General features: G+C 53.7%; 25 protein-coding genes. 9 read left to right on the top strand and 16 right to left on the bottom strand.

Annotated elements, in window-relative coordinates; genetic code table 11:
• Positions 1-8: 8 nt before the first annotated feature.
• From ACMGGH_RS05675 to ACMGGH_RS05655, 5 genes are read right to left on the bottom strand one after another with little or no spacing between them, the layout of a single operon-like run.
• Positions 9-659, bottom strand: a complete 651-nt coding sequence (locus ACMGGH_RS05675) for an HAD family hydrolase (RefSeq protein WP_232949013.1) — start codon at positions 657-659, stop codon at positions 9-11.
• Positions 660-662: 3 nt separating this feature from the next.
• On the bottom strand, positions 663-887 hold the full coding sequence (locus tag ACMGGH_RS05670; protein ID WP_232949012.1) for a tautomerase family protein: 225 nt from the start codon (positions 885-887) through the stop codon (positions 663-665).
• Between the two features lie 7 nt (positions 888-894).
• A complete protein-coding gene (locus ACMGGH_RS05665; RefSeq protein WP_136344020.1) occupies positions 895-1728 on the bottom strand; it encodes a hypothetical protein in 834 nt (277 codons plus the stop codon).
• The gene (locus tag ACMGGH_RS05660) at positions 1721-2497 is read right to left on the bottom strand and encodes an AfsA-related hotdog domain-containing protein (protein WP_028014968.1); all 777 of its coding nucleotides are present in this window, start codon (positions 2495-2497) and stop codon (positions 1721-1723) included. The genes ACMGGH_RS05665 and ACMGGH_RS05660 overlap by 8 nt, the downstream gene beginning before the upstream one ends.
• A gap of 10 nt (positions 2498-2507) precedes the next feature.
• Positions 2508-3119, bottom strand: coding sequence for a hypothetical protein (locus tag ACMGGH_RS05655; protein ID WP_232949011.1), 612 nt, complete (start codon positions 3117-3119; stop codon positions 2508-2510).
• A 187-nt stretch (positions 3120-3306) separates the two neighbouring features.
• Between ACMGGH_RS05655 and ACMGGH_RS05650 the strand changes: the two genes are divergently transcribed.
• Positions 3307-4227, top strand: a complete 921-nt coding sequence (locus ACMGGH_RS05650) for a LysR family transcriptional regulator (RefSeq protein WP_028014966.1) — start codon at positions 3307-3309, stop codon at positions 4225-4227.
• On the opposite strand, the gene ACMGGH_RS05645 is transcribed toward ACMGGH_RS05650, so the two are convergent.
• The gene (locus ACMGGH_RS05645; protein ID WP_045260830.1) at positions 4224-4676 is read right to left on the bottom strand and encodes a DUF1198 domain-containing protein; all 453 of its coding nucleotides are present in this window, start codon (positions 4674-4676) and stop codon (positions 4224-4226) included. The two genes, ACMGGH_RS05650 and ACMGGH_RS05645, sit on opposite strands and share 4 nt — an antisense overlap.
• Before the next feature lie 324 nt (positions 4677-5000).
• On the opposite strand from ACMGGH_RS05645, the gene ACMGGH_RS05640 reads away from it, so the two are divergent.
• Genes ACMGGH_RS05640 through ACMGGH_RS05625 form a run of 4 tightly spaced genes read left to right on the top strand, consistent with a single transcriptional unit; the run spans position 5001 to position 9815 of the window.
• Positions 5001-7643 carry a T6SS effector BTH_I2691 family protein gene (locus ACMGGH_RS05640; protein WP_232949010.1) on the top strand — a complete coding sequence of 881 codons (2643 nt, stop codon included), beginning with the start codon at positions 5001-5003 and terminating at the stop codon, positions 7641-7643.
• A gap of 1 nt (position 7644) precedes the next feature.
• On the top strand, positions 7645-7941 hold the full coding sequence (locus ACMGGH_RS05635; RefSeq protein ID WP_420299079.1) for a hypothetical protein: 297 nt from the start codon (positions 7645-7647) through the stop codon (positions 7939-7941).
• Positions 7942-7954: 13 nt separating this feature from the next.
• Positions 7955-8752 (top strand): DUF6708 domain-containing protein, encoded by a 798-nt coding sequence (locus ACMGGH_RS05630; protein WP_420299078.1) that lies wholly within the window; start codon positions 7955-7957, stop codon positions 8750-8752.
• A complete protein-coding gene (locus ACMGGH_RS05625) occupies positions 8745-9815 on the top strand; it encodes a DUF6708 domain-containing protein (protein WP_232949008.1) in 1071 nt (356 codons plus the stop codon). Before ACMGGH_RS05630 ends, ACMGGH_RS05625 begins: the two co-directional genes overlap by 8 nt.
• 59 nt (positions 9816-9874) lie before the next feature.
• Here the strand turns inward: ACMGGH_RS05625 and uhpT are convergent, their stop codons facing one another.
• From uhpT to ACMGGH_RS05580, 9 genes are all read right to left on the bottom strand, one after another.
• A complete protein-coding gene (gene uhpT, locus ACMGGH_RS05620; RefSeq protein WP_028014963.1) occupies positions 9875-11266 on the bottom strand; it encodes a hexose-6-phosphate:phosphate antiporter in 1392 nt (463 codons plus the stop codon).
• Between the two features lie 132 nt (positions 11267-11398).
• On the bottom strand, positions 11399-12709 hold the full coding sequence (locus tag ACMGGH_RS05615; RefSeq protein WP_063155232.1) for an MFS transporter: 1311 nt from the start codon (positions 12707-12709) through the stop codon (positions 11399-11401).
• Entirely contained in the window at positions 12702-14207 is a 1506-nt protein-coding gene (uhpB, locus tag ACMGGH_RS05610; protein WP_232949007.1) for a signal transduction histidine-protein kinase/phosphatase UhpB, read from the bottom strand. The genes ACMGGH_RS05615 and uhpB overlap by 8 nt, the downstream gene beginning before the upstream one ends.
• Positions 14204-14797: a transcriptional regulator UhpA gene (gene uhpA, locus ACMGGH_RS05605; protein WP_193066932.1), complete on the bottom strand. Its 594-nt coding sequence runs from the start codon at positions 14795-14797 to the stop codon at positions 14204-14206. Before uhpA ends, uhpB begins: the two co-directional genes overlap by 4 nt.
• 82 nt (positions 14798-14879) lie before the next feature.
• Positions 14880-15167: an acetolactate synthase small subunit gene (ilvN, locus tag ACMGGH_RS05600; protein ID WP_010426528.1), complete on the bottom strand. Its 288-nt coding sequence runs from the start codon at positions 15165-15167 to the stop codon at positions 14880-14882.
• 3 nt (positions 15168-15170) lie between these two features.
• A complete protein-coding gene (gene ilvB / locus ACMGGH_RS05595; protein ID WP_232949006.1) occupies positions 15171-16859 on the bottom strand; it encodes an acetolactate synthase large subunit in 1689 nt (562 codons plus the stop codon).
• A gap of 106 nt (positions 16860-16965) precedes the next feature.
• Positions 16966-17064, bottom strand: coding sequence for an ilvB operon leader peptide IvbL (gene ivbL / locus ACMGGH_RS05590; RefSeq protein WP_057979964.1), 99 nt, complete (start codon positions 17062-17064; stop codon positions 16966-16968).
• Between the two features lie 107 nt (positions 17065-17171).
• Positions 17172-17651 (bottom strand): Hcp family type VI secretion system effector, encoded by a 480-nt coding sequence (locus ACMGGH_RS05585; protein ID WP_047366721.1) that lies wholly within the window; start codon positions 17649-17651, stop codon positions 17172-17174.
• A gap of 207 nt (positions 17652-17858) precedes the next feature.
• A complete protein-coding gene (locus tag ACMGGH_RS05580) occupies positions 17859-18563 on the bottom strand; it encodes a hypothetical protein (RefSeq protein ID WP_232949005.1) in 705 nt (234 codons plus the stop codon).
• A 691-nt stretch (positions 18564-19254) separates the two neighbouring features.
• Between ACMGGH_RS05580 and tisB the strand changes: the two genes are divergently transcribed.
• From tisB to emrD, 4 genes are all read left to right on the top strand, one after another.
• The gene (gene tisB, locus ACMGGH_RS05575) at positions 19255-19344 is read left to right on the top strand and encodes a type I toxin-antitoxin system toxin TisB (RefSeq protein ID WP_045260836.1); all 90 of its coding nucleotides are present in this window, start codon (positions 19255-19257) and stop codon (positions 19342-19344) included.
• Positions 19345-19408: 64 nt separating this feature from the next.
• Positions 19409-19855, top strand: a complete 447-nt coding sequence (locus ACMGGH_RS05570; RefSeq protein WP_028014956.1) for a GNAT family N-acetyltransferase — start codon at positions 19409-19411, stop codon at positions 19853-19855.
• A 62-nt stretch (positions 19856-19917) separates the two neighbouring features.
• Positions 19918-20751 (top strand): EamA family transporter, encoded by an 834-nt coding sequence (locus ACMGGH_RS05565; RefSeq protein ID WP_063437530.1) that lies wholly within the window; start codon positions 19918-19920, stop codon positions 20749-20751.
• A gap of 175 nt (positions 20752-20926) precedes the next feature.
• The gene (emrD, locus tag ACMGGH_RS05560; RefSeq protein WP_049137210.1) at positions 20927-22111 is read left to right on the top strand and encodes a multidrug efflux MFS transporter EmrD; all 1185 of its coding nucleotides are present in this window, start codon (positions 20927-20929) and stop codon (positions 22109-22111) included.
• On the opposite strand, the gene ACMGGH_RS05555 is transcribed toward emrD, so the two are convergent.
• Positions 22014-23102 carry a glycoside hydrolase family 5 protein gene (locus tag ACMGGH_RS05555; protein ID WP_420299077.1) on the bottom strand — a complete coding sequence of 363 codons (1089 nt, stop codon included), beginning with the start codon at positions 23100-23102 and terminating at the stop codon, positions 22014-22016. The two genes, emrD and ACMGGH_RS05555, sit on opposite strands and share 98 nt — an antisense overlap.
• Positions 23103-23179 lie beyond the last annotated feature (77 nt).

The following is a 23179-nucleotide window of genomic DNA, read 5'->3' as shown; positions in this document are numbered from 1 at the left end:
ATAAGTATTTAAATAATGTGCCAATTTTTTTCAGTTGCATATCTGGTAAGCGCGGAATGCTCTCCCACACAGACGGGATGGCCAGTGGCTTCCAGCATTGGAATATCCGAAAGATCGTCGCCGTAGGCATAACAATCCACGGGGTTAATCTCTTTATCATCGCAAAAGGCGATAAGCGCGTCTTTTTTACCTGTTCCAATTGTTTGAGGCAGGCCGATTTCACCCGTCAACTCACCTTCGTCATTTATTATCACCGGCGCACAGAGTACTTCCGTTACTCCAAGATATTTTGCAATGGGTGAAAGAATCGGAAGCATAGAGCCCGATATAAATACGGTATACATGTTCTGGTTCTGATGTTTTTTAAGGGCTGAAACAGCACTCTCAATAAAAAAATCGCTTTCCAGCTTACGCCTGAACCACTTCTCACCTATTTCTTCCAGATAACGACAAGACACACCTTTAAACTGACGATAATAATCTCTGTTCAGGGCTTCCCTTGGCACGCCGTTTTTCACGTCGGTGCGAAAACGAGACATATAGCGTTGAAGACGATCGTTTTGATTATTTTCCCTGCACCAGAAATCATAGAAATCAAACATGCTTTTAATATTTATAAGCGTTTCATCAACATCAAAAAAAGCGGCATGTTTACGCAAACTTTATTCCTCGTAGTTTTTTCTTCGACTCTTAACCGGAAAATCTCTATCCGTACCAGACACGCCTGCATCCGCCCAGCGGGAAGGCACAATTTCAGAAACCACCACGGAAATTTTATCCAGCGGCGCACCCGTGTTTTTGTGAACGGCAAATGTAATATCTTCCTGGAGTCTGATGATTTGATTTTCATCTTTCGCAGGCCAGGTCATAACATGAACAAATGGCATATTTTTCTCACTCTATAGTTGTAAATTCATCGAAGGAACGGCCTTTGAGTTTCAAATGGGCATGGATATCGCCTCCAAGACCATAAAAGCCAATTGCACCGCCGTAGCTCTGACGCGAGCTCATATAAAGTACGACTACGTTAATAATTCTGTTTCCTTTCCTCGCCGGTGCCGGGAAAGGATCGGTTAACTCTGCCCAATATTCGGCATTACCTTCGCTATCGGTTATAAATACGTTGGGTATTCCCAGCGGACCTGGCCTGCTCGGATCCTCCGAGGCTAGATCGTTTTCCCTGAGACTCATCACGGTGTAAACGCTATCCGGAACAAGGCTCCGGAACGAAAACGTGAACCGGGCTCGTTTCTTATCTTCGGACAATGTGACCTCAAAGGTGCCCTCTGCCTCGAGCCAGGCAGCGAGGGTCACTGGCTCGATCTCTCGCTTTCCATCGCTGCTGCGATAATCCGCGATATAGCCTTCATGAAGTGGCAGGCCAGGCCTTATTTCATTATTGGCCTGCGGCCGCTGTTCTGGTGCGAAAACCATCCGATAGTTGTTCATCGGAATGGGTAAAGGAAGAGTATGAAGAATGATGTCCTTCAACGCGTCCTGAGGCATCTTTTCCAGATCGCACAGAATGTTATAGGGTGCGACTTCCCCAAATGCCGGAAGTGGGCTGTCCGGAGAGACAATGACGCTTCGCCACTGCAGTCCGTTATCCCCTGGCACCATGCCAACCACGACAAAATTACCCTTCCCGTCCATGACCTCCGCAGGGGGGTAAAGCGGCCCCTGCGTGGTCGCAGCCAGACGGTATTTCTGGCTACGTAATTCAGGCATGCGTTACCCCCTGAGTCACCCCTTGCTGCTCAACAATGGTCGCCTGCATGGCAACCTCAGCCAGAGATTTCTCTTTCTCTGTAATCAGGGCGGAAGGATAAACGGTGAACGAGACATCCATTGTCGCGCAAAGCGTTTGGTGCTGAGTGACGCGAACCTGAGCCTTGAAACGCCCCCGGCGGTCGTTAATATCTTTTTCAAGAAATTCAAAGTGGACCAGCGCCGGTAAAGGGAACAGGAAACTGGCGAAATTGATTGCCATGCTATTAATGACGTAATAGCGTCCACTTTCCTGCTGGTAAATAAATTCTTCGGTGACACCGATAAAGGCCTGTCGGCTGGCTTCAACCAGGAGCATTCCCTGAATATGCTGCCCCGTCTGATGATCCGCCATCAATTCGCAACGCTCATCGATTAACAGCGGCATCGCATAAAGATCGTGGTTATGCTCAGCTTGTTCCGCAGGTCCTATAAGTACATTCTGTTCCAGTCTTTTATGGCAATAAGCATTTTTTTTGTCGCTAACCAGTTTTTCCAGAGAGCACATTTTTAACTTATTACCATGAATCGCATTTCTTGCCTGGTTTGAAATTACCTTTCCGGCAAAATCCTTGCGCACGCCCTGCCCAACAATAATTTCATGTTCTTTATCAATGATATTCGCAGGGATTTGAGTCAATAATTCTAGCTGAGATATAGTCAGTACATCTTTACCATTGGCAAATTCATTAAATTTATCGCCAACAACTACCAACTTTTTACAGTTCATTCATTGTCCCTCAACAACAGCAAGCACGATAGATACGTGTATAAAGGCCGTCATTACCGCCAGTAATAAATTTATCGCCGGCCTGTTGAATGATTTCCTGATAACGCGCATTGGTAAATGCTTCTTTATATGCTGCTTTATCGCCGTTGAATGAGGAGATGAACATTACACCCGGAACGCCACTGATCAGTGAATGAAATGCTTCGAAACTTTCAATCTTATCTTTGTTATCTCTTACAACATTAAAAATGGTTTCATCGCGCCACTGACGGTACTGCTGATAGTTATGCGCAGGCACTTCGACGTGTCGGAGTTGAATATAATTTGATTGTGGCAAGCTATTTTTATTATCAATTGGGGATTCAACAAACTTAAGCAGTTCGCGACGGATATCGGCAGAAAGAACTTCAGAGAAACGATGGAACATGGATTCCATTTCACTTTCAACCCATGCAATTTCTTTAATATCGTTGAATGCGCGTAATTCCAGCAATTCATTAACGCCGTTTTCTTCACAGGTATAGTAGCGAACGTTTTCATTGCTTTTTAAGGAAGTAAATTCTTTTTCAGAAAAAGTATTTTTTAATGGGAAGCGTGATACCAGTACATATTTAGACGACATAATTACTCCGAGTATTGATTAAGTGAGGATTCGGATAGAAATTTATCAATACAGGAAACTATTGGAATTGTTAAATTTGTAATATATTTTTTGTATTACTGTTAAAACGGGTTTTGCTGCCAGCATTTAGCGTGTAATATCGAAATGGAAAAAAGACGAAATACCTTTTCGCATTTAGGACCCACGTATGGCTACAGCAGAACATTTAATCAGCAATAACCTGCCCAGTATCAAACAATTACAATGCTTTCTCGCTGTTGCACATGAACTGAACTTTCGTAAGGCTGCCGAACGTCTGCGCATGACTCAACCGCCTCTGACGCGTCAGATAAAATGCCTTGAAGCGGTGTTGAAACGTCAGTTGTTCAGTCGCAGTACGCATGACGTTAGCCTCACTGAAGCAGGCCGAGCGCTGGTCGTTCAGGCAGAAAAAATACTCAAAGACATCAGCAGCTTAAAAGAAGACCCTCACTCTTCAGAAACGAATCTGCGCATCGGTCTCACGCGCACGCTTAATTTTGAATATATTGAACCTGTAAATACCCAGCTTCAAAAAATGAACGCCGGAGATGACGTTGAAACGCCCGACCTGACGTCAGCACAGCTGCTGCAAAGCTTGTCTAAAAATATGCTGGATCTGGTGCTGACCGGGGAAAAAGGAACGGGTCATGAAGACATTGTTCAATACCGCTGGGTCTGCCAGGAACCCTTGCTCATCGCAATGCCTTCTTTACATCCTGCCAGTCTGAAAGAGAAAGTCTCGCTGGAAGACATTAGCGATCTTCCACTTTTTTGGTTTTCGAGAAGCGCTAATCCGTCATTCTATGATAAATGCGAAAGCTACTTTGACACGCTGAAAACGCCGCTGAAGCGTATTAAAGAGCCGGATGATTCCCTCGTGATGCTAAGCCGTATCGCAAGAGGGAAAGGGTTTGCGCTGCTGCCTCAGTCAAAATGCACCTTCAATCAGGAGGGGCTATGCTATCGCGAACTAACGGACGATGAGGCAAAGAGATTAAATATTGATATCTATGCCGCAACTCGCCTCAATGAAAACAGAGAGGAGATCCTGAACGCTCAGAATATCTTGTGCGGCAAAAAGGCTTAATGCAGATAAAACACACCTTCTTCCGGCAGAAATAGCTGGTTATAGCGCAGCTGGAAGACGTTCAGCTCCTGCGGATCGGGCTCCATTTCGCGCATAAAGCCAAGTGCCAGACGAATTTGCGCATCGGTAATGGGTGCGGCAAGGCGGGCTTTACGCAGCATACGGTGCCAGGTATGCAGATTCTCTTCGCTACCGTCGACAATACAGACCTGCCAGATGAGCAGCACCTGCGCGGCGTTTTGCAGATGCGCCTCGTCAGGCCGCTCAAGGTAGCGGATAAATTCATTGCCCGGTGTTTTACCGAACTGGTCAATCATCGACTCGATCGGCATCGGGGTAATCCCCAGCCGTTCGCTTAAACGTTTGATGGCGCGGCGGGAATCTGAGGTCAGGACACGAAATCCCACCACAAACACCACGGCAAGCGTTGCCAGCATTATCCAGACCATGCGTTCTCCTTAGACTAGCCGCTCATCATAGCGGGAAACGCAGCGTGTCGACAGCGGGCATAAACATAATAGTGAATGGAAAACAGGTGGAAAATCGGCATGAAAGCAGATCTGCGCGCGCCTGATCTTAACCTTTTGAAAATGCTTGATGAGCGCAGCGCCGTAGACGCAATCCTCAAAACCTGTAATACGTATTAAATAGGTTAATTTCCTAAAATATCGTGCTGCCGTAATTTAGACCCTGACATATCTTAACCTTTTTTTTTGTATGGTTATAATCATCCCCATACAATACTTTTTAGATATCAATAAGACAGGGATAGAATGAATACGACGCATGGATGCAATTTTTGTCGACGTATGGGTATGCCATTACTACCGATACGCCCAGCAGTCATGGCAAAGGGAGATGACTTACCTTCTCTCCCCAGTGATTTTTCACCTTCCATACAACCAGAAGGCGAAACAGACTATACCGCGCGACTATTACGAAAGGGATTTTTGTATATTTGGTCCGAGCAATGCCGTTACTGGTTAAACTACTTTGTGACTGATGATGGCTATTTTTATCCCCTTCCGCAAAACGGTAATGTTCCGCCTCGATTGATTGAGGGGGAGTTGAAGCCATGTATCGCTCAACCACAAGAATTAGCGGCGGCTTCACTTATCACACTCCCCATGAAGCCGCCGGGTATACAAAATGGTAGTTACTGGTTCATTTGGTCTGAAGAGCAATGGACTGATAAAACCCGCCAGTTACATGAAAAGCCAGAATGGCAACAAATGTATATGCAAAAATTTGATATGGATGCATGGTTGATGACACATCAAGGTCAACAGGCCAGGTCTATCAATCTCCTCACAGAGACCGTAGCGGAATACAGCCCTTCGGTCCGTATTTGTCAAATGAAAGACTGGACACCTACGCCATTTAAACCAGTAACGGCGAATTCAGCCAGTGAATTAATTAAAGCTGCAACTAGCCTGGATGCTCAGCATGGTGCACTTCTTTTACTTTCTGACCCAGTAGCTGCTGCCATGGAAATCTCATCACTGTCGCGATATCGTTTTGACCAGGCGATAACCGACAACCCTGAATTTAAACGTGGTATTGCATTAAGTGCGATGTTGAACGGACTGGAACTCTCAGTTCGGGAATGCCTGTTCCAGACGGTGAAGGACAGTGATATCAGGAATGAACAAAAAACCCGTTTCGGTTGGGATAGCCCTGCCGGGCCACATTTTCCCGATCCTGAATCAGCAGAAAAACTCCACAGGCTGGATGAAGAAACACGCAATGAGCGAGTTAACGAGGTCTGGCAGCACTACGAAAAGTATATCGACAGAAATCAGCAAAACGAATTTACCAGCAAGTTAATTAAGCACATTACAAGCTATAACGAACGCATCATCGTTCCGATGACCAGAATGTTTCTTAATTGGTTACAAAGTACGGCAATGAAGTCCTACTTCATTCAACATTTTGATACAACTTCGCCTCACAGTGGTGCTCGTTACATTCAAACCGTATTTAATTGCCTGGCAGGTATGGAAGATAAGGCCGGGGTTATAAAGTTTATTGAGCAACAGTTGTATATGTCTGAAAAGGAAGAGCAAAACTATCTTTTAAGGGCGGTCTTTTTTAACAATAATGCATGGATCTCGCAGTTCGAAGCCGAAATGAGTATGCATGGCGGTCGGGACTGGGATAAAGGTATCAGCTGGGACAGGTTGGCTGATGGTGTAAAGGAAATCAGTCAACAATATTCATCAGCAATAAACCTCGCGCTTGAAAGGCTGCATTACCTGTACCTGCCTGCAATCATGAAAGCGACAGGCGAAATGGCCAAAGGCGTACAGGTCAATTTTGCGATTTCTATTCTTGCTATACAGGGAAAAGCGTTTTTGCGAATACCCGTTGATACAGGAACAAAACAATACCTTAACGCCCTCACGCGGGGTATGGCTGGTCTTCTTGAAATGAGTGGTAAGACAGGCGGGCGGCTTTACCAGGCACTGCAGAAAGAAGCTGAATACATGTCCCGTGGCATATCTGAAACAGCAAGGATAAAAACCTATTTACCCACACTGATAGATATTGATGAGGTGAAGAAACTACAGGCCCTTTCTGAACATGAACGTCTGGCGAAACTTGGATCCGTACTGAAAACTGAGGATGAGATCGTCAACGCCGTGTTTCCGTCCTCCACTCACCTTCAGCTTGCAAAAGCACAGGGGATGCCAGGCAATACCATACTCTCAGAACTCGGCCATAATGCCTTCCCCTTTGCTGGAAGCACCTTTTCAGCTCTGTTTCAGGGATGGGTCGTGCTAAATGGTTTTCAAAAAGAGGGATGGCCCGGAACACCCGACGGATGGGCGCGCTTCTCGTCAAATGGCGCTATGGCATGGGCAGCCGCAATGGATACCCTGAAGCGCGCTTCCGCTGGAATTATCCGATTAGAGCTTTCTCCGACGGTGACGTTTGGTGCTCGATTTGTGCTAAAAATCGCCAGTTGGCCATGGTGGGAGCGGCTTGGATTTCTGGGGGGGGCCGTATTTACATTTGTAGAGGCTTATGAGGGTGTTACAGATATTATAGCCGACAAAAAGGATGTAGGTTTAGCCCATCTGGCTAATGGACTGGGTGTTGGCCTAATGACTCTGGCTACCGGCAAATCCATCATTGAGCCTCTCCTAATCTCGATGGGCCTTTCAAGTGCCAGCGTGGCGGAAGGTAGCCTTTTTGCCCTGATCTTCGGCCCCTGGGGGATCCTTGTCGGCGTGTTATTGATTTTGGCGGCAAACGCCTGGTTAGTCAGCCAGACGCGTAATGAGATCCAGGAATGGCTGGCAAGCACCTTATGGCGACGCATTCCTGATGGCGAATCAGCGATTCCAGTACAGTTCAGAAACAGTCTGATGGAAAAAGAGGCGTTCAACGCGCTGAGCAAAGGAAATGCATAATATGTTTAAACGACTCCCCCTCGACCCGTCCCGGATGTACATGGGCACGTTCACCCGCATCACGGACAAGACCGTGTTACAGCGCTATTTCCGTGGAAAAGGCAACCCCGGCGTCACTGCCGTATCCGCCATGGACAGCGTTATTCGTATCAACTCCACCTGCCTGGAACTGGTTGACCGGCTCTATTTTTCTCGTGGTTCCGGGGACGCTGCTTGCCGCCTTTGGGTTTTGCATGATGTTTATCGCTTCTTTTCTCTGGCCAATATTTCAGTTTCTGTTTCTTGGTCATCACATTAAAGCGTCATCCTGGTTGGCTCTGATTTTTGCCTGGGCTATTTTTATCCTCCCTCTTTCCTGGGTGACCTATAAATTCCTGGTTCTGGAGGTCTTTAACTATACCCACTACCCCATCCGCTTTAACCGCAAAAATAAAACCGTCTATCTCTTTCGCAACGGTAAGCCCGTGCTCGTCGTCCCGTGGCACGACCTGGAGTTTGTCCGTATCTCCAACGGCGGCAAACCCGAGTCGTGGTCCATTGTCGGCTGCACGCTCGCAGATGACGGCGAAACCGTCATACACTACATTCCCCTCCCCGTCAGCAACAACTGGGGGCCGGAATACCTTGAGGTTTACTGGGAATACATCCGCTGCTACATGGAAGAGGACGACTGCGTGGCAGACCTCGCTGATATCGTCACTTACTGTCTCCCCGTCGAAAAACAGAAGGAAGGCTGGTTTTTTGGGCTGCTCTATATCAGCAAAATGACCAGCAGGCTGGGGTGGCTGGTTAACCTCCCGCTCTTCCCTTTTGTGTTTTTTGTCAGCATCACGCGCTGGCTGGTGATGCTCACCTGCCGCATTCCCGTCTGGCCGCCTGAAGTGGAGGAGGCCTGCCGCCCGGATGAGAACGACCCGGTCAACAAAGGCGCAGAGCACAACCCGCCGCAGGTATGGCGCCCGATGCTGGCGGTACAGGGGAAAAAGCGTTATGAGGAAAACTACGCCCGCGAGCGGGGCGCGATGGACAGGATCATTGCCCGCCTGAAAGCAAAATATCCACCGTCTGTTCAGCCAGAAAAGCGCCGGGAGAAGAGAAAGCATGTTTAAACGACTCCCCCTCGATCCGTCCCGGATGTACATGGGCACGTTCACCCGCATCACGGACAAGACCGTGTTACAGCGCTATTTCCGTGGAAAAGGCAACCCCGGCGTCACTGCCGTATCCGCCATGGACAGCGTTATTCGTATCAACTCCACCTGCCTGGAACTGGTTGACCGGCTCTATTTTTCTCGTGGTTCCGGGACGCTGCTTGCCGCCTTTGGGTTTTGCATGATGTTTATCGCTTCTTTTCTCTGGCCAATATTTCAGTTTCTGTTTCTTGGTCATCACATTAAAGCGTCATCCTGGTTGGCTCTGATTTTTGCCTGGGCTATTTTTATCCTCCCTCTTTCCTGGGTGACCTATAAATTCCTGGTTCTGGAGGTCTTTAACTATACCCACTACCCCATCCGCTTTAACCGCAAAAATAAAACCGTCTATCTCTTTCGCAACGGTAAGCCCGTGCTCGTCGTCCCGTGGCACGACCTGGAGTTTGTCCGTATCTCCAACGGCGGCAAACCCGAGTCGTGGTCCATTGTCGGCTGCACGCTCGCAGATGACGGCGAAACCGTCATACACTACATTCCCCTCCCCGTCAGCAACAACTGGGGGCCGGAATACCTTGAGGTTTACTGGGAATACATCCGCTGCTACATGGAAGAGGACGACTGCGTGGCAGACCTCGCTGATATCGTCACTTATTGTCTCCCCGTCGAAAAACAGAAAGAAAGCTGGTTTTTTGGGCTGACTTATATCTGCAAAGAGCCTTCCAGGTTTGGGCTGCTGGTGAATCTGCCGTTATATCCCTTTCTGCTTCTTGTCAGCATCACGCGCTGGCTGGTGATGCTCACCTGCCGCATTCCCGTCTGGCCGCCTGAAGTGGAGGAGGCCTGCCGCCCGGATGAAAACGACCCGGTCAACAAAGGCGCAGAGCACAACCCGCCGCAGGTTTGGCGCCCAATGCTGGCGGTACAGGGGAAAAAACGCTATGAGGAAAATTACGCCCGCGAGCGGGGCGCGATGGACAGGATCATTGCCCGCCTGAAAGCGAAATATTCTTCATTTGTATGATAGAACCGCTTAAATAAAAAAGCCCGGCGGTCAGCCGGGCAAAGAAGTTACCTGCACACTCAGGCCGCTTTTAATTTCTGCGCGCGGTTCTCGCGGCGAATTTTACGTTCTTCCAGCACCGCGACCATCGCCATCAGGACGATACAGCCAATCGCTGCCGCATCCAGCGCCGCGAAGGTGCCCGCCCAGCCGGTAAGGCCGAAAATCGGCGTGCCGTCGGCGATCATCCCCAGGCCAAGCTTGGCGAAGCTGTCGCCGATCAGGTAGGCGAAGGTGCCTTTAATCCCATCGGCGGCGCCGATCGCTTTTTTCGGCACGAAACCTACGGCCGCCACGCCAATCAGCAGCTGAGGGCCAAACACCAGGAAGCCGAGCGCGAACAGGGACGCCAGGTAAACGTACTGGTTGCTGGCGTGCTGGTAGATGCCGAGCGTGGCGATAATCAGCGCCAGCGCGACGCAGGCCACCAGCGCGCGACGGCCGTTGGCGAGGTCGGAGAGCCAGCCCCACAGCAGCGTGCCGACCAGCGCGCCCACTTCGAACAGGGTGAAGCCCTGAATCGCCACCTCTTTAGAGAGCTTCAGCTCTTGGAAGGCATACACCGTTGACCACTGGTCAATGCCGATGCGCACCACGTACAGGAAAATGTTCGAGAAGCACAGCAGCCAGATCACTTTGTTTTTCAGCACGTACTCAACAAAGATCTGCCATTTGGACATCTCGTTCTCTTCGGTCTCTTTGTCCTCTTCGCTGATCTCCTCCCCGAACAGCTCTTCCGCTTTGCCGAGGCCGTAGGATTCCGGGGAGTCGCTGCCGAAGCGCAGGCCGATAAAGCCGACGATCAGGGCGATAATCGACGGGAAGATAAACATGCCGATCACGTGGCCGTCGAACAGATAGTTCGCGCCAAACAGCGCCACGCCTGCCGCACCCGCCCCGCCGAGGTTGTGGGAGATGTTCCACATGCCGAGGTACGAACCCCGCTTGCGGCGCGGCGTCCATTTGGTGATGGTGGAGTAGCTGCACGACCCGCCGGTGCTCTGGAAGAAACCGCTCAGGGCGTAGAAGGCGATCATCAGAAACAGGCTGACGGAGCCCGCGCCCATGCTGGCGCTGAAGCCGAGCATACAGATGGCGGAGAGGATCAGCATAAACGGCAGGAACTGCTTGGTGTTTTTGCCGTCCGCGTAGTAGGACACAACCGTTTTCCCCACCCCGTAGGTGATGGAGAAGCCCAGGCCAATCATCCCCAGCTGCGTCATGCTCAGCCCGTAGGTGGAGATCATGTCGTTCTGCGCGATGTTAAAGTTTTTGCGGATCAGGTACATGGTCAGGTAGCCGATGAAGACCACCAGGTAAGACTGCATGAACGGTTTGAACCACATCTTGCGCCGCACGTCGAGCGGCAGATCCAGGGTCGGCTTGCGCACCTGGTTTAAGAAGGCCAGCATGGTTGGTTTACTCCTGAGCTGATTTTTGCAGCATTGTAAAAATCAGCCGGGAGAGATGCCTGAGACAGCGTCCAGGTGAAACCGGGAAAATTTCTTAGTTTTGCGCCATTCGGCAACAAAAGGTGAGGCACGTCACGCTTCGCGCGGCGCCTGGGCGTGCAAAAACGGCAGCAGCAGCAGGGCCGAGATGCCCGCCGCGATGGCGATCGCCGCGAAGAACCCGCTCCAGTGCCAGACGTCGATCACCCGTGCCAGCGGCCAGCCGGAGAGCGATGCGCCGAGGTAGGCAAACAGCCCGACAAAGCCCGTTGCCGCGCCTGCCGCCTCCTTGTGCGAGCACTCCGCCGCCGCCATGCCGATCAGCATCTGCGGACCAAAGACAAAAAAGCCGATGGTGAAGAAGCACGCCGCCTGCATCACGTAGCTGGCAAACGGCATCAGCCACAGCGAGCCCACGGAGAGTAAAATCCCGGCGGCAAAAATCAGGTTCATCGGGCCGCGGTTGCCGTTGAACAGCTTGTCCGAGCCCCAGCCCGCCACCAGCGCGCCGATAAACCCGCCCAGCTCAAACATCGTCACCGCAGAGTTAGCGGTCACCAGGTCCACGCCGAGCGTCTCGGACATGTACAGGTTGCCCCAGTCGTTGATCGCCGCGCGCACCACGTAGACCAGCACGTAGCAGAGGGACAGCAGCCAGATGTACGGATTTTTCAGCACGTACTTGGTGAGGATTTGCTGGCGGGACAGCCCGGCGCCCTCCTGCTGCTGGGCGATCTCCATCTCGTCGTGCCGCCAGTCGCCCACCGCCGGAAGGCCGACGGTTTGCGGCCTGTCGCGCAGGCGCCAGCAGAGGAACAGCCCGGCGACAATCGCGAGGGCACCGGCAATCATCATCCCCGTGCGCCAGCCGTAGTGCAGCGCTGCGGCTCCCACCACCATCGGGATCAGCGCACCGCCAACGTTATGCGCGGTGTTCCAGATTGCCCACCAGCCGCCGCGCTCGTTGCGCGAGTACCAGGCGGTGAGCAGGCGGGCGCAGACCGGCGCGCCCCAGCCCTGGAAAAAGGCGTTCAGCGCCCACAGCAGGGCAAAGGCCCACAGCGAGGTGGAAAAGCCAAACAGGATGTTCACCACGCCGGTGGCGATCAGCCCAACGCCCATAAAATAGCGCGCGTTGGAGCGGTCGCTGACGATGCCGGAGAAGAACTTCGACAGCCCGTAGCTGATGTAAAACAGCGTCGCCAGCAGGCCGATATCGGTGCGCGTCATCACGCCGCTGGCGAGGATTTCCGGCGCGGCGGCGTTGAAGCTTTTACGGGTGAAGTAGAACAGCGCGTAGCCGAGCCAGATGGTGATCAGGATATGGCGACGCCAGTAGCGGTAGCGGGCGTCGATTTCCGCCTTGTCGCGCAACGGAGCCGCGCTGGTTGGGGTTTTAAACATGGTACGTCCTTAACGGCAAACTGACGCTGACGCGCGTCCCGTGGGTGCAGGAGAGGGTCAGCGTGCCGCCCAGCGCCTTGACGCGCTCGCGCATGCCCGCCAGGCCAAAGCCCTGCTGGCCGGAGCCCGGCGGCAGGCCGCAGCCGTCGTCTTCAATCACCAGCATCAGGCGCTCGTCCTGCTGCCAGCCCTGGATCGTCACCGCGCTTGCATTGGCATGTTTAACGATATTGTTCAGCCCCTCCTGACAGACGCGGAACAGCGTCACGCGCTGGCCTTCGCTGAGCAATGATTCATCAATGCGCCAGTCGAGATGGCTGACAATGCCGCGGCTTTCCAGCTCCATCTCGCGCATCAGGGAGCGTATCGCCTGCTCCAGCGACAGATCATCAAGCTGGCGCGGACGCAGCCGTCCCAGCAAACGGCGAACGGCGTCATAGACACCCAGCGAAAGCTGTTCGATATGCACCCCGCCCTGCTTCACGCCCGCGTTATCCGCCGCCAGACGCTGGACGATGCCCGCCTGCGTGCGGATGGCGGTTATGGTCTGGCCGATATCATCGTGCAGTTCGCGGGCCACCTCCTGCCGCACGCTCTCCTCGGTCTCCAGCAGACGCTCCGCCAGACGACGGTTGCGCGCCAGCTCGGCTTGCAGGGACTGGTTCAGCTCGCGCAGACGCTGAATGCCCGCCCCGAGCAGCAGCCCGGTCAGGCTCTGGGCCAGCAGCGAGAGCAGCAGATCTACCGGATGATCGTGCCAGGTCTGGCTGGCGATCAGCGCGATGGCGTTCATCAGCGTGGCGATCAGCGCCCCCTGCCAGCCGTAGTGCCAGGCCAGAGCGATGATCGGCAGCGCCAGGCAAAACGGCGTGAAGCGCGAAAGCTCGGCGGGCAGACCAAGCTGCAGCCACAGGCTCACCATAAACAGCAGCAAATACCAGATGAGGTGCCGGGCGCGCCAGTTCACTGGTTGGGAGACCAGCGCGGGGCCGAGCGGCTGCCAGACGGTGCTGGTGAGGTAGTGCCAGAAAACCAGACAGGTCGGCGCGAGGGTCAGACCGCCGGTCAGGGTCAGAAGCAGGGCGTTAAGCATCTCCTTCTCGCCGATCCACGGCAGTGACTGCAACAGCGCGGCGGCAATCAGCGCCGCCCCCTGACGCAGCAGCGTGCGCCAGTCGCGCTGGTGGCGGTAGCGGGAAATCAGGGCAACGGGGAGAAGCGTGAGCAGGCTTCCGGTCATCAATAAGGGAAGATGCGCGAGGGCCACTTCCTGCGCCAACCAGACCAGCATCAGCCACTCCGCGCCGAGCAAAACGGGCCAGTAGCTGCGCGGGCACTGGAGCATTAGCCCCAGACGCAGGCCGAAGGGAAACAGCAGCACCGCCAGCTCCGGGCGCTCCACTAGGTGCAGGCTGATGCTCCACAGGCAAAACCACGCGGCGGAGAAGATAAAAAAGCTGGCGACGACGGCGATCAGCCGCGAAAACACGGGACTCATTGCCAGCTGTCGAACATGCGGCGCGCCAGCTCGACGTCGTTGCTGACGTTGAGTTTTTCCATCAGGTTGGCGCGGTGGACGTGCACGGTTTTCGGCGACAGATCCAGCTCGGCGGCAATCTCTTTCACCGACATGCCCTGGGCAAGCTTCTCCGCCACCTGGCGCTCGCGTCTGGTGAGCGGATCCTGACGTCCGGCCGCCAGCTTGATGGCGATATCCGGCGTCAGGTAGCAGCCGCCGGTGGAGACGGTGCGCACGGCGGCGATCAGCTCGTCCGGGCTACAGCGTTTGGAGAGGAAGCCGCGTGCGCCCGCGTTGAGCGCCTGCTCGACCAGCGCCGGGCTGTCGTGGACCGAGAGCATGATCGTCACCATCCCTTTCGGCAGCTGGCTCAACAGCTCCAGCCCGGAGAGATCCGGCATCGAGATGTCACAGATACAGACCTGCACCCCGCGCCCCGGCAGGCCCGCCAGCGCCTCGTGACCGGAGCCAAACTCGGCCACGACCTGGAAATCCGGTTCGAGGTTAAGAAGCTGGGCAAAGCCGGAGCGGACGATAAGGTGGTCGTCGATGAGAGCGATGGTGGTCATGTGTGTTCCTGCGATCTGAAAAAGCCGGATGACGCTGCGCTTATCCGGCCTACAAGAGCGAAAGACGCTTACCTTAAGCGATTTACTCGAAAAACACCGCAATTTTGTTAAACATGGTGGGATCGGACTGGTTGCGCGCCACTTTGGTGACGTCTTCCAGCTTATCGATCTGCGCCATCATCTGCTCCAGACGCTGATCGTCGTTGACCAGTAGCCAGATGCGGCTGTGCTCGCTGCCCTGAATCGGCAGGCAGAGAATACCTTCCACGTTAAACGCGCGGCGGGCAAACAGCCCACAGACGTGGGTCATAACGCCAGGGTGGTTGCGGACGGTGAGTTCCAAAATGACGTTATCATGTTGTTTCTGCATGGTTTATTCCCCCACCATCTCAGTATTGGCCGCACCCGGCGGCACCATCGGATACACTTTTTGTTCAGGGTCGATACGCACGTGGATCAGCGCCGGGCCGGGACGAGAAATCGCCGCCTGCAGCGCCGCGTGGGCGTCTTCTTCCGCGTTCAGATCGCAGGTGTGCAGGCCAAAGCCGGCGGCAATCTGCATAAAGTTAATCATCCCCGGATAGGTCGCCGCAAACACGCCCTGCTTGTAGAACAGGCTCTGCTGCTGGTGCACCAGACCCAGCGCCTCGTTGTTCATCAGGATGATTTTCACGTCTAACTGGTTTTCGGCTGCGGTCGCCATCTCCTGAATGTTCATCATCAGGCTACCGTCGCCGGAGAAGCAGATAACCTTGCGGTCCGGGTTGGCGAGCGCCGCGCCTACTGCCGCCGGCAGGCCGAAGCCCATGGTGCCGAGGCCGCCGGAGGTCAGCCACTGGCGCGGACGGTTCAGCGGATACGCCTGCGCGGTCCACATCTGGTGCTGGCCCACGTCGGTGGTGATAATCGCGCTGTCGTCCACGCAGGCGGCCACGGCGTTGATCAGCCCGTAGTGGCTCAGCGGGTCGCCCTCAGCTGGGATGGTGCCCGGGAACTCGCGCTGCAGATCGGCCACCAGCTGACGCCAGTCGGCCCGGTCAGTTGCGTCCGTCTGCGGGATCAGCTGCGCCAGCACTTCGGCCACGTCGCCCTGAATCGCCACGTGCGGCTGTTTGATTTTACCCAGCTCGGCGCGGTCAATATCCACGTGAATGATTTTGGCGTTCGGGCAGAACTGCTCGGTTTTGCCAATCGCCCGGTCATCAAAACGTGCCCCCATAACAATCAGCAAATCCGCCTCTTGCAGGATGTAGTTGGTGCTGCGCGCGCCGTGCATGCCCAGCATGCCTAATGACAACGGATGCGCTTTAGGCAGCATACCCAGCGCCATCAGGGTCATGGTGGTCGGCAGGTTGGCCTTTTCCGCAAACTGGCGGATTTCATCCGCAGCGTTAATCGCCCCGCCGCCCAGATAGAGCACCGGGCGTTTGGCGGCGTTAATCATGGCGGCGGCGTCGCGCACGCTTTCAGCGCTGAATTCCGGCGCGGGGGCGCGCTCGCCCGGCTCCGGCAACACGTCGATCTCGATCTCTGCGGTCTGGACATCCTTAGGAATGTCTATCCACACCGGGCCCGGGCGGCCAGACTGCGCAATGCGGAACGCATCGCTGATAACCTGAGGCAGCTCGCTGATATCGCGAACTAAATAGTTATGTTTGGTGATGGGGATAGAGATGCCGTAGGTGTCCACTTCCTGGAACGCATCGGTGCCGATCATCGAGGACGGCACCTGGCCGGTAATGCAGATCAGCGGAATGGAGTCGAGGCGCGCGTCGGCGATGGCGGTGACCAGGTTGGTTGCGCCGGGGCCGCTGCAGGCCATACAGACCGCCGGTTTGCCCTGCGTACGCGCCATGCCCTGAGCGATAAAGCCTGCCCCCTGCTCGTGACGCGCCAGCACGTGGCGGATCTGCGTGCTTTGGCTCAACGCATCGTACAGCGGCAACACGGTTCCACCCGGGATACCCGCAACCGTGGTGATGCCCTGTCGTTCCAGTAAATGAACAATCAGCTGCGCGCCTGTAAAACGCGTCTTTGTGGATGTTGTGCCCGAACTTGCCATGCTCCAGTCCTTTTCTTCTGGGCCGACTTTCCGGGGAGGGTCCTAAACGAAAAACCCCGCCCGGTTTGCGCCGGCGGGGTTTTGGATTCGTGTGTTGATCCAGTCCCTACGGCGCATTGCCGACGACCACCACCACACGCACGACGACCACTGCGGCTGGTTGCGCAGTTTTTAGTAGGGTCGAAGTGAAGATGGATGAAGTCATTGGGGACCTGTGTTTGCAATCATTGATGGAATTTATACAAACACAGGTTTTCGGGCGTGACAATGGAAATATTTTCATCTGCGCAAAAATGCGTCAGGGATCACGTTTCAGTACGTTGCTCGCTCATTCCAGGAGTCACTATACATGACATTGCCGTCGCAATGCTTCCAGGTGATTTTCTCATAGCGTATGAGAACCGTTTCAAGGTGTGTTCCCGTGTTTGCGCCGGGATACAGGTCAGGTGTGATTGAAGTTATTTTCACATTCTCCAGGAGGATATTAAAATATTCCTGTTCTAAACCCGCCTCATTAATCTGATACATCTTAATGGTGGCTGACTGGAGTGTTCTTCCCGTACTCAGCGCGCGAAAGAGAAGCGGGGTTACACGATCAAATTCTTTCTGGAACATGATGGGCATGTGTATGCGCGTGCCCGTCAATTTCCCGGTATTCCCGTCGACTGGAATGTTGACATTATGAGTGAATGATTTGAGTTCAATTGCACCTTCACGCCCTGTCACAAGGCAGGGGCCAACCATGGGGGAACCATTTTCATCTGTAAGAAATAAATAAGCCGGATTTGACATAAAGAATACCTTTTTTTTAAAAATCAATCGTACTTATCAAAACGACCAAAAATTATTGGATGAACAAGGATAAATACACCGATAGCAATAAATGTGAGTAATACCCAGTGGTCAGGTACCAACCATAGAAAAAAAGAGGCGCATACAAAAACATAAACAGGAAATAAAATATCCGTAAAGAGAATTGATAACAGACTCTTAAACACGCTACTTGTCCCTTAAGTCGTCGTAAATCGCTTCAAAATCCCTGTAGAAACCCATTTGAACCTTCTTTATCAGTTCAGACAGGAATGGTTCAATAAAGTAATAGAGCATTTCCAGTTGTGCGGCATAGAGGGTGGCGTAATACTTTGGGTCCAACGTTTTCAGGCGACGAGCAGCAAGCGCGCACTTCTGGTCCGTGCCAATCAATTGAAATGCCATTACAACGTTCGGTACGCGACGTGCAAGCCGTTCGACGACGATTTCTGAGAGCAGGCCAGATTTGGAAAGATATATTGCCAACCCCCATGCTATTGCTAAACGCGCTGCTTTGCTTGTCGGGATATTTTTAACAAATCCGGTTACTTGTGAACCCGTCTTGCGGGCGCGATTTTGTTCATTTCCATTTTTAGAGTCATTTAGAACACTTTTAAAATAAAGATAGAGCATCTGTGCTATTACATCACGATAACGGTAAAGAGACACAATGGAGAGGTACATTCTCTTTTCTTCTGAGAGAAGCTCATCACATACATCGTGATAGCTGGGGATTAAGCATGATGAGTACCAGCTTATACGCTCCATTCCTGAATAGATATCAGAGCCGATTCCCTTTAATGCTTTCCATGTCCCGGCAACGCCTTGCTGTCCATAAATAGCCAACTGTCTGTCGCCCTGGAACTTCATCTTCAAATAATCCGATGCTTGCATAAGATATCCATATCATGATTGTGGCTATAGAAATATACAATGAAAAGCAGTGTAATTCAAACTGGTGAATTGCCTAAAAAATACATTCACGAGAAAAATAATTCGATTGAATATTATTTTTTACGGCTATATCCGATGCGGTTTTAATATCCTGGCGAGTCTGTTTTTTATATTAAATGACTTATTTGGTGCTGCATCTCGTAAAACTATCCTGGTTCCCCTGCATAAAATTGATTTCTTAAGAAGCCTGACCAGGCCACCGCTTATCCCGGTATTTTTTTGTGGGCAGACCAGAAAACAAAAAACCCCGCCGGAGCGAGGTTTTTATCAGGGTTTTGCGGTTGGTCGCCGCAGAACACACTGTGTTACGTCAACGCGAAAAGTATACGCGATCGAACTCGAACGCGCAATTCCGGCACGGATTTTGACGTTTTTGAGTATGGATCACCTTCCAAATTTTGTCCAAAAAAATACTGTTCATGCATACAGTATTTATCTATACTGAGGGTGTTCGCAGTGAGCGAGGGGGCCGCAGTTTACCGGCGCAACGAAGTCCTGGCTGAAACGGGTGGTGCCGTCAGTGCCTTAACCCCTGAAGTGAGCACACTGTGTTACGTCAATCCAGGTGCTGGCAACAGGCGGCGGAAAGGTACGCCAGCATCGTGCTCCTTTTAACCAAAAGGAGACGCGTATGAGCGTAGTGGATATGGTGATACTTATCCTCAAACTCATTGTTGCAGTACTGCAACTGCTTGATGCTGTCCTGAAATACGTTCGGTAATTCAGGTTCAAGTCGCACCTGAGAGGGGCGGGCAACCGCCCCTCTTTAATAACGAGGGAATGCTATGTCGCGTCTGTTAATTGAGCCTGTCACACCGGATGAGCCGGGTTATATCGCCCTGAAGGCGGAAAGTATCGCGCTGAATTTCAACATGCTGCGCAGGCTGGAAGAGAACTGGCTGCGGGGTGAGAACCGCTTTAACGCGCCGGGTGAAAAGCTGCTGGGTGCGTTTCTTAACGGCAAGCTGGTGGGCGTGTGTGGCCTCAACCGCGATCCGTTCAGCCAGCAGCCGCGTGCCGGACGCATTCGCCATCTCTACGTCAGCGAGAAGTGCCGCGGGCTGGGCATTGGAAAACAGCTTTTAACCGTAGTGATGGCGGATGCCAGCATCTGGTTTGATTTTCTGAATACTCACGCGCCGGACAGCGCGTACGGATTTTACAATCGAGCCGGTTTTACGCTGGTCTCAGACGAACCACGGGTGACGCACCGCCTTTTTTGTGCGGTGTAACCGGCTGGCGGCATCAGGATGTGAATGTTACAGTTGAGTGACAATTCATCACCCAATACGCCATGACCATCACCGTTTTCTGCATTTTGCTTTTCGCCGCACTGCTGCATGCCAGCTGGAACGCTATCGTTAAAGCCGGAACGGATAAACTCTACTCTGCGATCGGCGTTAGCGGCTCAGCCGCGATTATTGCCCTGATTTTACTGCCCTTCTCACCACAGCCTTCTGCGGCAAGCTGGCCGTTTTTGATCGTCTCCTGCGCCTTACAGGTGGTCTACACCGTGCTGGTGGCGAAGACCTATCAGGTCTCGGACATGAGCCAGACCTATCCGCTGATGCGCGGCACCGCCCCGCTGCTGGTGGCGCTGATCAGCGTGCTGGCGCTCGGCGACCATCTCTCCTGGCTCGCCTGGTCCGGTATCGGAGTCATTTGCCTGTCAATTCTGGCGATGGCGATGAATGGCCGCATGCAGTCACGCAGGGGGATCTGGCTGGCGCTGCTGAATGCCTGTTTTATCGCCGGGTATACGCTGGTGGACGGCACCGGCGTGCGGCTGTCGAACACCGCGCTGGGCTACACGCTCTGGACCTTCTTTATGAACGGCTTCTGCCTGCTGGGCTGGGCGATGGTGGCGCGTCGGCGCGAGGCGTCCAGCTACCTGCGCCTGCACTGGAAAAAAGGGCTGCTCGGCGGCGTGGGGACCATGGGTTCTTACGGTCTGGCCCTCTGGGCGATGACGCAGGCGCCGCTGGCGGTGGTCGCCGCGCTGCGTGAAACCTCGATTCTTTTCGGGGCGCTGATCGCCTTTGTCCTTTTAAAAGAGAAGGTTGCGGGCCTGCGCATCGCGGCAGCGCTGGGTATTGCTGTCGGCGCAATTCTGCTGCGTCTGGCGTAAATCGCTGGCAACATTAGTTGCCGTTCTTGTTTACAAATCCTGCCTTTCCTGGTTTTTTCATTCACCGCAACAATGCTTAAATTGTCATCTGTCTGTGGTAGATTCCTCGCGCATTTATGGGAATGCGTAGTCACTTATTCTTTATTTCTCTCTTTTGGCAAAAGTATTCAGCGACATGAAAAAGCAACGGAACGTTAACTTATTGTTGATGCTGGTGTTACTGGTGGCCGTCGGTCAGATGGCGCAAACCATCTACATTCCGGCGATTGCCGACATGGCAAAGGAACTGAACGTCCGCGAAGGCGCGGTGCAGAGCGTGATGGCAGCCTACCTGCTGACCTATGGCGTTTCACAGCTCTTCTACGGCCCGCTCTCCGACCGCGTCGGGCGTCGCCCGGTGATCCTGGTGGGCATGAGCATTTTCATGGTAGCGACGGTGATTGCCATTACCACCCACAGCCTGACCGTACTGATTGCCGCCAGCGCCCTGCAGGGCGTTGGGACGGGTGTCGGCGGGGTGATGGCGCGAACTTTACCGCGCGATATGTATCAGGGCACCCAGCTCCGCCACGCCAACAGCCTGTTAAATATGGGCATTCTGGTCAGCCCGCTTCTCGCTCCGCTGATTGGCGGCCTGCTGGACACAATGTGGTCCTGGCGCGCCTGCTACGCCTTCCTGCTGGTGCTCTGCGTAATTGTCACCTTCAGCATGGCGCGCTGGATGCCGGAAACCCGCCCAAAAGACGCGCCGCGCACGAAGCTTCTCACAAGCTATAAGACGCTGTTCGGCAATGGCGCGTTTACCTGCTACCTGCTGATGCTGATCGGCGGCCTGGCAGGTATTGCAGTGTTCGAAGCCTGCTCCGGCGTGCTGCTGGGCGCGGGTCTAGGCCTGAGCAGCATGGTGGTGAGCATTCTGTTTATTCTGCCAATCCCGGCGGCGTTCTTTGGCGCGTGGTTTGCCGGGCGTCAGAACAAGCGCTTTTCAACCCTGATGTGGCAGGCCGTGATCAGCTGCCTGCTGGCGGGTCTGATGATGTGGATCCCGGGGCTGTTTGGCGTGATGACCGTCTGGACGCTGCTGATTCCGGCGGCGCTGTTCTTCTTCGGCGCGGGAATGCTGTTCCCGCTCGCCACCAGCGGCGCGATGGAGCCGTTCCCGTTCCTCGCCGGCACGGCGGGCGCGCTGGTGGGCGGTTTGCAGAACATCGGTTCCGGCGCGCTGGCCTGGCTCTCGGCCATGATGCCGCAGACCGGGCAGGCTAGTTTGGGCCTGCTGATGACGCTAATGGGGCTGTTGATTTTACTGTGCTGGCTGCCGCTGGCGTCGCGCGTTCCGCATCACGAGCAGCCGGTTTAACCGCATGATGGCCCGGCTTCTCGCCGGGCTTTTCACAGACGGGCGCAATCATCGCCTGCAATAATGGCTCAGGCGCAGGCCGCCAGGCCCCCTCTTCCCCGTCGTAAAACTGGAAATCCGCGTTAAGCGCATACGGGATTTTCGCCTTTTGCAGCTCGCAGGCCATAAAGGTGGCGAAGGCCATTTGCGAAGCGGTTGGCGTGAGGTGGTTTGACTCCCCCACGCCCCAGCCCCCGACCCAACTGACGTGCCCGGTTTTTTGCTGCCAGCGCAGCGCGGTGCTGATGCGGTTACGGATAGCCGCCTTCTCCGCCGCCGTGCCGGACGTCCACGGGTATTTACCGCTATTTTTCAGCGGCCCCCACGGGAAAATATGCCACTCCGCCAGCAGGTAGTTTTGACTGTGCGCAGACAGCTTCAGGCCGGATAAATCTTCCGGCGCGGCACGCAGGCGCGGCGCAATGAAAATCATGCGCTGCGGGTCGATGTCGTGGATCGCTTTAATGGTTTTTTCATACACGCGGTTTAACGACGCGAGGTTGTGGTTAAGCTTGTCGGCTGGCTCATAGATGAGATCAAAACCCAGCAGCGGATAGCTCTGGCCGAAATAGTGCGCCACGGCAATCCACCAGTTGATCGTCTCTTTCTCGTTATCGGCTTTGGGGTCGTTTTTATATTCATCGGCCTGATAAGCGATAATCGGGATCACGCCATATTGCTCGCAGGCTTCCACCAGCTTGCGTAGGTGGATCAGCCGCGCTTCCGTCGGCTCATCGGCGACGCGAATGCGCACGTGGGTAATGCCTTTTGCGCGAAAATCGCGAACCACCAGCGGGTCGAACTCGCGTATGCCGCGCTCGGTGCGCGCCCAGTCCACATCCATCCCGACGCCAAGCTGCTGCGCATAACGGGCAGCCGTCAGCGGCGGCTCAGCGGCAATGGCCCAGCCGGAAGAGATCAGTAACGCGGTCGCTATAAGAGGCTTTAACACGGTTTACCCTGGATAAATCGAAAGCATTACCTGTATTTAGCACGCTTTTTCACATTTGGTGTAGCGCGAAAGCGTAA

It is taken from the genome of Enterobacter sp. BNK-16, assembly GCF_048684955.1.
GTDB classification, from domain to species: domain Bacteria; phylum Pseudomonadota; class Gammaproteobacteria; order Enterobacterales; family Enterobacteriaceae; genus Enterobacter; species Enterobacter bugandensis.
The sequence above is the reverse complement of the archived record's forward strand: the minus strand, read 5'-3'. Positions and strand labels throughout refer to the sequence as shown.